This is a genomic window from Lentilactobacillus kefiri (genome assembly GCF_009739535.1).
Taxonomy (GTDB): domain Bacteria; phylum Bacillota; class Bacilli; order Lactobacillales; family Lactobacillaceae; genus Lentilactobacillus; species Lentilactobacillus kefiri.
Window position 1 is genome coordinate 949,305 of the sequence record NZ_CP029971.1, and the last position, 14,188, is coordinate 963,492.

The following is a 14,188-nucleotide window of genomic DNA, read 5'->3' on the forward strand; positions in this document are numbered from 1 at the left end:
CCCCATTTTGGGTAATTAACCTAGATACGGGAAAACAACCCCCGGTTAAACCGGTGGTTGCCATCCCTAGGATTACATCGCAAGTTTCCATTCAAATTAATTAACAACTAATCTACTGAAAACTTACGACGTCGAGCAATCCATACATAACCAAGAACATCAAGCAACATTAGAATCAATCCTAATACTGCGATCAATAGTTGATTGGCATGGTTCTCATTTGTTTGAGGCAATTCCTTTTGAGACTTCAGTCCATTCATATCAGTCATTGAATCTGGAACTGAGACGGTTGACTTTGGCGTCGTCATCCCGTTCGTTATTCCAGAAACTTGCGACTGACTATTGACGGAACTTTCAGTGTTATGACCGTTTCCGTTAGTGACATTGCCACGGGGTGCGTTGCCATTATGATTTGGTGTGGTTGAAGGGAATTGGCGGTTCCCTCCAACATTATTACCTGTTGAAGGGACCTGGCTGGTTCCTTCGTTATTTGAATTTCCAGAAGTACTTGGTAAGCCCGGAACGTTCACAGAAACATTAGGTTGACCTGATGTTCCAGCGGGTTCTGATGGTTTACTGTTTGTGACTTGAGTATTCACGGTACCACCAAACGATGATGTAACGAATCTGATCAAGCCAGCTGCGCCGATGATTGGAATCAATACCGGTAACAGGAGTGGCAGGATTAATGGAATGCCAATGATGACTGGTAATAATGCAATCAATGCGACAAGGACTGGCAATCCAAGAACAATGACTGGCATTATTAGCAGAATCGGAATCAAGATTGGTAGGATTACCGGAAGTAAAGCGACCAAGATGATTGGCAAAACAACCGGAAGAAGTGCAACCAACAATATTGGAATTATCAAAGGAATGATAATTGGAATCAAGATTGGTAAGATAATAATCTTATTACCGCCAAATAATGTTTGAATCAATCCTGGCAAGATTGATGTTAACAATTTAATTGGGGCAGCTGCAGCATTTCCGAGAATGGTTAAAGTACTCATTAGAGGTGTCAATGCTAACAACAATGGTAAACCATTGACGTTAATATTGATGTTAAAGTTATTGTTATTGTTCTGATTCAACAAGCGACCAAGCAAGGATCCAAGCAGACCACCGAACAATGGAAGCAAGAAACTCATCAAGTTATTTCCGAGCTGCTTGATACCGTTGTTAAGTAATCCCAATCCAATGATTGGTAATAGACCAAGTAATACTGGTAATGATCCTAGTAGGCTGCCGAACAATGGAAGCAAGAAGCTCTTCAAGTTATTTCCAAGCTGCTTAATACCGTTATTAAGCAATCCAATACCGATGATTGGTAATAAACCAAGTAATACTGGTAATGATCCAAGTAGGCTGCCAAACAATGGAAGCAAGAAACTCATCAAGTTATTTCCGAGCTGCTTGATACCGTTGTTGAGCAATCCTAATCCAATGATTGGTAATAGACCAAGTAATACTGGTAATGATCCTAGTAGGCTGCCGAACAATGGAAGCAAGAAGCTCTTCAAGTTATTTCCAAGCTGCTTGATGCCGTTGTTGAGTAATCCTAATCCAATAATTGGCAATAGACCAAGTAATACTGGTAATGATCCTAGCAGACCACCGAACAATGGAAGTAAGAAGTCCTTCAAAACATTTCCGAGCTTCTTCAATCCGTTATTAAGCAATCCGATACCGATAAACGGTAGTAACCCTGCCAGCAAAACTGGTAATCCCAAAAGCTTAATCATTGGAACCAAGATCTTCTTATTCAGGTAATACCCGGCTAATACGCCGATGTTGAATACAAGAACAGTTTTGGCGATTTGACCAATTGTCTTCAACAGGTTATCAAGCCATGCTGGAACTTTAACGGTTGGGATTAAGCGTCCTAAGAGTGATAATCCAACCATCGTGATTCCAAATGTGATAACGCCGATCAAGTTCATGATCATCTGCTTCAGACCACTCGTGAGTGCATCATTGACAGTTGAAATAGCAAACTCAATTGCGTTAACCAGGTTGACAGCGTTTGTGTTGAGGCCATCGAGAATTCCTTTCAGACCTAAGTTGAACAAGCCTGACAGAATCTGTTTACCAAGATTAAAGATGATGGTAATTGGTGCAAATAACATTGAACCAATTCCAGGAATAAATCCTGAAACGATCTTTACGAGACTTCCAAGATCAACCAAGTGAGTCAACAATCGACCCAAAAGCCAACCAGGAATGGTGAGGTTAAGGACGTTAAGAATTGCAAGTGGATAAGTGAATGCCTTACCCAATCCAGCAATTATATTGCCGATAAACTCAGGAACACCATTGAATGAAAGAACTCGAAGTGGTAATAAACCAAGCTTCAAGAAGAAGCCGGCGACCTTTCCAAACAAGTTGGAAATGCCTTTACCAAGTTGATTTAACCCATTTGAAATGAGCCAAATTGGTGCAGTGACAGCGAACAACAAACCATTCTTGAAGAAGCTCTTGACGCCTGTTACGACATTTCCAAGCAACTTCTTAAATGAGTTAACTGTCATGACAGCCTGTAAGAGACCAGCGACAATCAGTGGTACAACCGTATCAAACACTTTGAGGAACACGAGGTTCTTAATCAGTGAATGAATAGTGCTAAATGGGTTGTTGCCAAAGATCATGTTTGGAATCAACAAGCCAAATGTGACTAACTTACCAAATGCCTTGCTTAATTCGCGGGTAATCAAACCAACAATTCCTGATAAGGCAAATGTCTTAAGGAGATTTTGCAGGAATGATTTACCACCATTGAACAAGCTTCCCAAACCGTTAAGGGCGATTGCCGGCAACCATTGAACAAGACTGTTGCCCAAAAGTGCGATTGGCAATGTGAGAAGCAAGCGGCCAAGCCTGTTACCAGGCAATGACAACAACAAGGTAGGTAAGAATGCCAGTGGTGCAAGAAGTGCTAAGCCTAAGCCAGTGAGACCATTAGCTATCAGCGGTAACACAATATTATGATTCAACCATTGAAGAGGGGCAACGACAACTTGCTGGTTAACTTGTCGTAAGAATCCAAGGACACCAAGTGCTCCTGGTACGATAGCGAAGCCGGTAAGTAAATCACCCAAGTGTTTGATTCCGCGAATAAAGAAGGTAAAGGTTGAACCGATCTTCATAAGTCCCTGAATCAGGCCTTTAATGACCTTTGGAACTATCTGACCTGCGTTCCACATCTTCTTTACGTTAGAAACAAACGAACCAATGGCGTTAAGTGGATTACTGCCGATTACTACGAATAGTAATCCAGCTAAGTTAAGCAACAGCTTTCCGATGTGACTTGTAATCAAGTGAGTCAAGAGAGCCACTGTTCCAGTAATCAGGTGCGATACTAATGAGCCTAATGAAAGACCAATCAGCCACAACATCTGTAATCCCTTTACACCAGTGTTAACGAAGTTGGCAATATTTTTCAATATGCCGTTCAATTTATTTTGAGTCTTAATGGTATCAAAGACTGACTTGAAGAATCCAAAGATAGAAGTAATTGGATTCAATAAGGTATTGAGCAAGCTCAAACCAAAGAAGGCAGCGATTGGAACCACATGGTTATTAATGAGATCAAGAACCGGCTTGATGAACAAGGTAAACGGCAAGCCGAGAAGTGAAACGACTGCTGGAATCAATCCACCAAGGAACATGGTTCCCATCAAAAGTCCGTGCAATGGGTTCAAAACATCAGGTAAGGCAAGCACACCCAACTTAATCAGGTTACCTAAACCACCCAAGATATTCTTAAACATGACAGGAATTTGTGAGAACAGGAACTTGATACCATTCTTAAACAATTGTGCGAGTCCTTGGAACAACAGTGACATGCCACTCTTGAACAAGTTAAGTGTCAAATCAGTCAACCCTTTGGTGATTAAACCAATGAGTGCCAATGGCATCAACAATGATGCAAGTACGGCAGCCCCAAGACCGAGAGCCAAACGACCTAAGTCATTTAAGAGATCCCCGGCAATGTTTCCAAGACCTTTGAAGCCGTTAAACAATGAAGCTAACAGCTTTGGAACCTGGTTCAATGCCAAGATCCAATTCAATGGGAAGATTGGCAACAACAATGAACCGACGAACTTCAGGAATGAAAGTCCTGCACCTAAGATGTTTGCAAGACCATTCATGCCGTCGAAGAATAATGCTGAGAGCGGACCTAAGAGATCCTTCAAAACATTGTTCATCTTCTCAAACACGTTAACAAATGGATGTTGACCATTGAATACGTTCTTCAACAAATCAACCAAGCCGATAAGCGGCCATGTGAACACTGCCAACGGTAAGAGTAATAATTTTGCCAAATCAAGCGCACCGTTTAATAACGACTGCCCGATTAGACCAATCAAATCAGGGATAACCTGAGCCAATGACTTCATGTGAGCCAATACCAGCGGAATCAATGCAGCAATTCCGGCAATCAGTGGCAATCCAAGTAAAGCAAGTGGACTCAACAAGACTGAAATGACTGCGCCTGTGATGGCTGCGATCACTGGAATAATCAAATTCAACAGCGGCATACCAAGAAGACGAATAATCGTTTGAACAATTGAGGCGCCTGTTGCGAACAGGATCATTGGTAAGATAACATTCTTAGCAAAGTCCGCAAACAGTTTGAATGGATTGAGATCGTTCAAGACATCAAAGACATTCTTTAACAATTGAGAAGCAGCTTTGATAACTCCGATTCTTCTTAACAGATTTAATGCTGGAAGAATTAAGTTGAGACCACTCAATACTGTCTTAATCAAGGTGCCAATGAACTTGGCAATCTGACCAGCAGTGAGTGCCAAAGCAACCAACCCGGCGCCAATTAGTGGAATGATCAGGCTTGTCAGTGGGTTCAAAAGATTTAACAATCCAAGAATGCCAAGACCAACAAGGCTGATGATTCCGGTGATGATTGGAGATAAGAACAAATTACCTAGTGAACTGAGTAATGAGCCAGGAATTGAGAAAATCAATCCTGTAATAACATTTGAAATCAATGACCACAATCCGGCTAATGCCTTATTGAGGAAACCATTGAGCTTAAGAACTTGTTTCATGATCCATGCCGGCAATGTCAGCAGCATACCGATTAATCCTTTAGGCGCTAAGACAATGGCGTTCAAAACAATTCTGAACAAGCTATTGAGGAAGTTATTGCCAAACAATTTTTCGGCTAATGCAACGACTCCGCCAGTAATGAATGAAGCAACGTTCTTGAGTATATTAAGCAATGGATTTACTAAACCGGAAATCAACATTGCTGGTAAGAAGATTGGCAATGCTATCAAGCCAACTGGCAACAAGTTAATCAAGATCGCAATTGGGATCAAAATCAAACCTGGTAAACCAAGTGACAATAACATTGATAAGCCAATCACAGTCGAGAATGCCAATGGAACTTGCGTCAAGATAAAGACGGTGTAGTTCAAAGTTGCAAACATTCCCGGTACCCAAGTTCCAACAATCATCCAGACAATATCGACAATTAAGGCGAGAATCCAACCGATTATTGGAATGAGGCCAATCCAACGAGCCATTGACCAAAGTGGGTTTTGCATAATCAGATAGTAAGCAAATAATTCAATTGGGAAGACGAATCCAAGCCAACTTTGATCGAGCATGAACACTCCGGCAAGGAAGGCAGGAATTGAAGCGACTCCCAATACGGCAAAGTTAAATGCAGCGATAACGGCTGCCAATGGATTTGCAATAAATCCAAGGATCAAAGCTAAGCCTAAGCTTCCAACGATTCCAGGTAATGCAATCAATGTCGCAACCAAGTCACCTGCCAACATTAATGGCAAAGTAATCAAGGTAATTCCGACTCCAAGAAATGCGCCCAGTGGAAGTAAGATCCAGTAGCTTAAGCTTGACGGAACGTTAATTCCGAGATTCAAGACTTCTTGAAGCACAATGACGATTGCACCAATTCCAACCATGATAAAGACAATGAATGCCAATGCCAAGACGGATGGAAGTGCGTTGAGAGCATACAAACCAATCAGTCCAATTAACAACCATTTAGCATTAAATAATGCCAAACCGGCAATCAAACCGACCCCAGGAACCAAGCTAATCACATTAACTGCTAATCTGAACAGATCCATGGTTCCCAGTCCTAAGACGGCAAGCAATGGAAGCGCAAGATAAGCAAAATTAGTAATTCCCTGGAAGAGATTATTCAGTGGATTCAGACAGTTTGTGAACGAACCTTGGAAGAAGAATAAGGTAGCAGGAATGAAGATGCCGCTTAATCCCCAGTACAAGACAGGTTGAACAAACATCGTGTAAACCATGATAATGAATCCTTCGAAGTCGGCAATTGGATTAACTGCCAGGTTAAGCAGGATCGGACCTAAGAACCAAGCCCAAATGAGGTTGACGCCGATACCGTAAATGGTACCAAGCACCGTTCGAGCAATTCCCAAGAGAACAGCTGGCAATGCGAGGAGACCAAGCAATGCAGCTCCACCCATGAGAAGGATTGGTAAGCCGAGAATCCCAACTAACCCAAGTGATAAGAACTCTGCTGCGCCGATGACCATTGAGAATGTTAATGGAACTTGCGTCATGATGAAGATAGCGTAGTTCAAGGTTGCAAACATTCCTGGTACCCAAGTACCAACGATCATCCAAAGCACATCAACAATTAAGGCAACGATCCAACCAATAATTGGAATCAAGCCAATCCAGTTGGCCATATCCCAAATTGGATTTTCCATAATTGTGTAGTAAATCGCTAATTCGATTGGGAAGACTGATCCAAGCCAACTTTGATCAAGCATGAAGGCTCCGGCAATAAATGCTGGTAATGATGCCAACCCGATGACACCAAAGTTGAAGGCTGCCAAGACGGCAGCAAGTGGATTGACGAACAAACCACTGATCAGTCCCAAGCCCAAGTTACCAACAATAATTGGCAACTGTACCAAAGTTGCAAGGAGATCACCAACAAGCATCAATGGCAAGGCAATCAGCGTAATGCCAACACCAAGCATTGCTCCCATTGGTAAGAGAACCCAGTAACTCAAGTATGATGGAACATTAATTCCGAGATTTAAGACTTCTTGAAGCACAATGACGATGGCGCCAATACCAACAACGATGAAGACAATGAATGCCAAAGCAAGGATTGATGGAATTGCGTTAATCACAAATTGTGCGATCAAGTTAATTAAGCCCAACTTAGCAATGGTCAATGCAATGAAGCCGATGAGACCAACACCTGGGAATAAGTTCAGACCCAGCATTGAAAGACGAAGACCGTCAATCGCACCAAGACCAAGTAAAGCTAAGATTGGTAATGCAAATTTCGCAAAGAATGTAATTCCTTGATACAGATATCTTAATGGATTTAACCAGTTCATGAAGGCTCCGGCAAATAATAAGAAGGTTACCGGAACTGTGATCCCTGCGAATACAATGTATAAAACAGGTTGTGAGAACATGGTATAAAGCATGATGATAAAGCCGATTGCATCAGTAATTGGATTTACCATGATGTCCAAAGCGAGTGGACCCAAGAACCAAACGAAGATGGTGTTTGCAGCGATACCATATACGAGACCTGAGATTGCTTTGACAACTGCCTTAATAATGCTTGGGACAGCTAACAATCCGAGAAGAATTGCGCCACCAAGAAGAAGAATTGGTGCAGCTGCGATTCCTAATATTCCAAGGGAAAGCAACAAGGAAACGCCGGTAATCATTGAAAATACCAGTGGAATGGTTGTCAATGCCCAAACTGAGTAGTTCAAGACAGTCATAATTCCTGTGCCCCAAGCGCCTACGACAAGCCATAAGACATCCACAATTAATGCGACAATCCAACCGATAATTGGAATCAAGCCAATCCAGTTAGCCATCTCCCAAATTGGATTGTTCATAACAAGGTAATACAAGAATTCAGCAATTGGGAAGACTGATGAAAGCCAGCTTTGGGCAATCATGAAGGTCCCAATGAAGAATGCTGGGATTGAGGCGATGCCGAGGATTCCGAAGTTCAATGCGGCAAGAACTGCAGCAATTGGATTTGCAAGGAATGACTCGAGTAAGCCAAGCCCTAAGTTACCAACAATAAATGGTAAACCAAGGAGCGTTGCGAACAAGTCGCCTACTAACATCGATGGCAATACCAAGATGACCGAAAGGACACCTAAGACTGCAGCCATCGGTAAAAGAACCCAGTAACTCAAGTACGATGGAACGTTGATACCGATGTTCAAGACTTCTTGAAGGATAATGACAATTGCGCCAATTCCGACAAGCAAGAAGGCAATCGCACCAAGTGAAAGGATTGAAGGAATAACGTTAATCACGTATTGAGCAATTAAGCCAACCAATCCAATGATTCCGTTGAACAAACCAAGTGATGCCAACAATCCCATCCCAGGAACAACACTGATCAATAAGTCGGAAATCTGCAAACCAACAACTGCTGCAATGCTTAACAACAAGATAGTTGGTAATGCAAATTTGGCAAAGTCGGTCAGACCTTGGAAAAGAATTCTCAGTGGATTCAACCAGTTCGTAAACATACCGATGAAGAACAAGGCAGTTGTTGGAATACTGATTGCACCAAATACAAAGTAAAGTAATGGTTGTTCAAACATTGTATAAAGCTGAATGACGTATCCAATGAAGTCAGCGATTGGGTTGACTGCCAAATCAAGAGCAATTGGTCCTAAGAACCAAGTGAAGATGATATTAGCAGCAATCCCATAGAAGACACCGCCTGCAAGACTTAATACAGTACCGATAATCGATGGCAATGCCAAAGCTCCGAGGAGAATTGCGCCGCCAATCAGATTAATTGGTAGACCAAGCAAGCCGACCAGTCCAAGGGATAACCCCAGTGAAACGCCGATGATTGCGGAGAATGTTGCTGGAATTGCGGTCGCAATAAAGATTGCGTAATTCAACAGTGCAAGCATCCCTGGTACCCAAGTACCAACAATCATCCAAACAACATCAACAATTAAGGCAACGATCCAACCAATGATTGGGAATAATCCAATCCAGTTGGCCATTTCCCAAATTGGGTTTTGCATAATCAGGTAATAAGCAAATAATCCAAGTGGGAAGATTGATGATAACCAAGATTCGGCAATCATAAATGATCCGGTAAGGAAGGCTGGAATTGAAGCCGCTGCGAGAACACCAAATGTAAGTGCGGTAAAGATCCCTGCAAGTGGGTTGGCAATTAAGCCAGTCATCAAACCAAGCCCTAAGTTATTTACAATAAATGGTAATGCCAACAAAGTGACATTAAAGTCATCTCTGAGCATCAGTGGCAAGGTAATCAAGATAGCTGTCACTGCCAGGATTACTGCCATTGGCAATAATACCCAGTAACTCAGATATGATGGGACGTTGATCCCAATATTCAATACTTCTTGAAGCACAATGACAATCGCACCAATTCCAACCAGCAGGAAGACAATTGCGGCTCCCGCGAGAATTGAAGGAATGGTGTTAATGACATAGGCGGTAACTAAGCCAATCAAGGCCCATTTAGCCAGTCCAAGAGTGAATGCGCTAATCAATCCAACTCCTGGAATGAGACTAATCAATCCAGCTGATACACGGAGTAAATCAATGGCACCGATACCTAATACTGCAAGTGTTGGCAATGCAAATTTGGCAAAAGTGGAAATTCCATCAAAGATATAGTGTAATGGATTTAACCAATTGATAAACATCCCGGCAAACATCAGGATCGTAGCAGGAATCAAGAAGATTCCAAAGCCATAGTACAGAATTGGTTGAGTGAACATGGTGTACAGCATAATGATGAAGCCGACAAAATCAGCAATTGGATTTACGGCCAAGTCAAGGAACAACGGACCTAAGAACCAAGTGAAGACAATGTTGACACCAACGCCGAACAACAAGTCAGGCAACATTTGCAAACCGTATCGGATCACGATTGGTAAAGCAATCAATCCGAGGGTCATCGCTGCGCCAATGAGAAGTACCGGCAACAGGAGTAAGCCGTTAATTCCAGTAGCAAGCAACAATGACACACCGATGACAGCTGAAAAGTCGAGTGGAACTGCCGTCAAAATAAAGATCGAGTAGTTCAAGGCTGCGAAGATTCCAGGAATCCACGTACCGACAGCCAACCAGAGAATATCGTCAACCAAAGCGGCGATCCAACCAATGATTGGGAATAATCCAGCCCATTGGCCGAGTTCCCAAATTGGGTTTTCCATAATGAGATAGTAAATAAACAGATCAAATGGGAAGACTGCCGCCAGCCATGTTTGACCAACCATAAATGCTCCAGCGATAAATGCGACAATTGATGCCACACCGATTACACCGAAGACGACGTTGGCCAACAAAGCTGAAATTGGATTAGTCACAAATGCGGCTAATAATCCAAATGACAAGTTTCCAATGATCAATGGTAATTGAGTTAAGAGTGCAAGCGTATCAAATGCAAGCATCAGTGTTAATGACATCAAGACGCCGGCAACTCCAAGGATTGTAGCCAAAGGAAGTAAAATCCAGTAGCTCAAGTAAGATGGAACGTTAATTCCGAGATTCAAGAATTCTTGGAGGAAGATAACGATCGCACCAATTGCAACAAAGAGAATGACAATTCCCCAAGCATAGATAATTGATGGAATTGTGTTCAAAACAAATTGTGCAACTAAAGCAACCAAGCCGATTTCTGCTGCGGTTAATGCCAACCAGGCAACTAAGCCGGAACCTGGAATCAAGGACAGGCCAAGTAATGACAACTTCAGAAGTTCAATGGCAGCAAAGCTACCAAGGCCAAGCCAAATCAATGACCAGGTACCAAAGTCAGAAATCGTCTGGAAAATAAATCTCAATGGATTCAACCAGTTGGCAAACATGCCGATAAACAATGCCAATGTCACTGGAATCGTGATGATTCCGAAGACAATGTAGAGAGCTGGTTGAAGGAACATTGTGTAAAGCATGATCATAAAGCCAACAAAGTCAGTGATTGGATCAACTGCGAGGTTCAACACGATTGGGGCTAAGAACCAGATCCAGATGATGTTGGCCGTCAAACCAATTAAGAGAGTTGGCAACATAATGCCAAGAAGAATTCCCAAAACTGGTCCAAGCACATTGAGAACACCGTTGATCAAGTTGAGAATACCCTTTACAAATTGGCCGCCAAGCAAGCCAAGAAGACCGGCATTGAGGTTATTGATCAGGCCTTCAACCAAGGTCAATGGTAATTCGATAAGTGCTGCAATGAGAGCAAGTGGAACAGTAATTCCGTTCAAAATAGGAATTAATGCCGTCAGCAAACCGTTCAAAATAACTGGAATGATAACCAATAATTTGAGGAGACCGAACAAACCACCATTTGTTAATAATCTAATCAATCCGGTAATTGAACCAGCAATCAATGCTGGAATCAGGTTACCAATGAAGCCGTTGAAGATCTTTAATGGCAATTGTGCCAAATCCAATAAGCCTTTGATGCCAAGGGCAAGCAGGCCAAATAATGGCAGACCAAGCAACAGGCCGGCACCAGCACCCAAAACAGCTAAAGCACCAAATGCTAATAAGGCAATCAGGCCGTTCTTGATGAAGTTCAAAATACCTGTGATTGGTGAAAGTAATAATTTAAGGACATTCTTGGCTAATCCGAATACAGAAGCAATTCCGACGGCACCAAGAATCAGATTTAATCCTGGAATCAGTCCTGGTAATGCAAGGATAATCAATGCCAATAATGGGTTGTTCTTTAACAAATCACCCAAGACACGGATTCCAAGCACAACGGTTGGAATAGCGATTGAAAGAGTTAAGCCAAGTGCACCAAGTACAAGTGGCAAAGCTAATTTAATCAAACCATTCAAACCAGCGAGAGCCAATCCGATCACGCCGCCAATCAATTGATTCAACAATACAACTGGGAGCAACAGGAGACCTGTCAGCCCACCAATCAATTGACTCAAGATAACTGCACCGATGAACTTAGCGATGATGGCTGGAATTGTTAATAACAATTGACCGATCTTCAGCAAGTTCAACGCATTGGTCAAAAGATCCAATGGTAATGCAACTAACTTGGCAAGTACTGAACCAACTGTTAAGGCAAGTAAGATGCTTGAAAGCAGTAAGTGACCAGGGACAGGAAGGATTGCAGTTACGATGGTTGCGAGCGCACCGAATAATGTCGGCAATCCAGCGACGGCTTTGACCGCAAAATTCAAGAGGTTCAAGAATCCGAGGACAAAGTCCATTACCAATCGGTTACCAATTTTCAAGAGACCTTGGAACAAGTTCAAAGTCAAAACGGCAGCCAGGCTAAATGTTTTAACGGCATTGGAAATAAATTGAGATGCCAATGCTGGTAAAGCAAGTAAGCCAGCGGTAACGATTAAAGCCAAACCATTTAACAATGTGTTGGACAAAAGAATTAATCCTAGTCCAATAGCGCCATTGAGAACCAACAATCCAAGGATTGAAAGAATCAAGCCGCCGATTGTTAATGGTAAAGTAACTAAGAAGAATTTAGCTAACTGAAGCAAAGTCTTAATGACATTGCCAGCGAGCTTTAACCCGCCAAGAACTAATAAACCAAGGATCCATGCGCCAAGTGCCAACAACGTATCTTTGATCATCGTTGAAATGACATTTCGGGCAAATGAGAACAATGCTTTGATTAAAGTTGATGGTAATGAAGTTAAAGCGGACCAAATTCCTTTGAGCAATTGTGAACCAAGATTACCGATGAAGCTGAACAATGCATTTGGCAAACCTAACAGAAGAGTTGTCCAGAAAGCCAGCTTGCGAACCAGGTTAAGTCCTGGAATAACCAACCAAAGCGGCATGGTTAACCCACTCAAAACCAGTTGTCCGAGTAATCCGATAAGGTTCAAAATTGTGGTAAGACCTGACATCAATTTGAGTCCGGCACCCAACAATAAGGCCGCAATCAATGGGAAGATTAACGACATTAAGTTGGAGAGACCGAAGAAGTTTCCGATCAGATTCAAAATGAAGGTTGGAATTGCGAGCAAATTAGCAAGCAACAAACCGGCATTTAATACCAAAGGCAAACCGAACAAGAATAAACCGATTGGTCCTTGGGTAATCAAACCGTTAAATAAATTGATGACGTTCAAGATTGTTCCAACAGCAAGTGCTGGCAGCCAGCTAATCAAATCGTTTCCTAGTTGAAGGATTGGGTTCAATAAGTTGATCAACAATAAGCGACCAAGAGCTGAGCCAATACCGTGAAGGAACATTAATGGTGTTGAAATCAATAAGTTGAATGCCAAGACCAATAGTCCGGCTAAAGTTGCGATCATGTCAGGAATCAAATTGTTGAGCAAACCTTGGAAGAACATGGCTGGAATTCCGAGTAATAAGCCAAGCAAACCAGTGATGCCTTTCAAATGGAATAAGCCCTTCAACAAGTTCGAGATAAGATTAAAGATACCATTGTTAATTGCTTTAAGAATGCCTGAAACCGCACCAGCAATCAGCTTAACTGCGAACGCAACAAATTGTGGCAGCATAAAGTTGTTCACAAACATCTTGTTCAACGTATTAATCAGATCACCAATGACGCTCAGCGGACCGAATCCAAATAATGTATTGAATATCGAGCTGAGGATCGTTGGGATAATCGTAATGGCAGCTAAAAGCAAATGAGTATTAATGACAGACAAAACAGATTTAATAACGGTACCGATCACATCTTTAACGGCATCCAAAACCCACTTAAGTTGTGATCCCAAAGCAATCAATGCTGGAAGAACAACCGGGGCGAGTGCCAACCACTTCAAGCCAAATGGCAAGATCAATCCCAATACTGTGGAACCGATTAATTGCAATGGCAGCAAAACAAGTGGCAGACCAAATGAGATCAATGCACTAAAGACAAGCGGTAACACATTCTTCAAAAGTGATGTGATTTGAGCAATTGAACCAGCTAAGAATGCTGGGAACCAACTGATTAAATCATTTCCCAAAAGAAGAAGTGGTAAATTCAAAATTGATGAAACAATGTTATGCAATCCTGTACCCAACAGCATCATGATTGGTAAGCCGACCAAGCCGGAAACAAGCGGCAAAGTAATGGCGGTACCAATCAATGCAATTGCGGGTAACAGTAGATTTGCGATACTTGGTACTAAGATATTTGTAAGAATAGTGAGCGGTAAACTCAATATTG

1 protein-coding gene is annotated in these 14,188 nt (G+C 42.2%); it reads right to left on the reverse strand.

The features are described 5' to 3' along the window. Positions 1 to 107 precede the first annotated feature (107 nt). On the reverse strand, positions 108 to 14,183 hold the full coding sequence (locus DNL43_RS04695; RefSeq protein WP_225439253.1) for a hypothetical protein: 14,076 nt from the start codon (positions 14,181 to 14,183) through the stop codon (positions 108 to 110). Between the last annotated feature and the right edge of the window lie 5 nt (positions 14,184 to 14,188).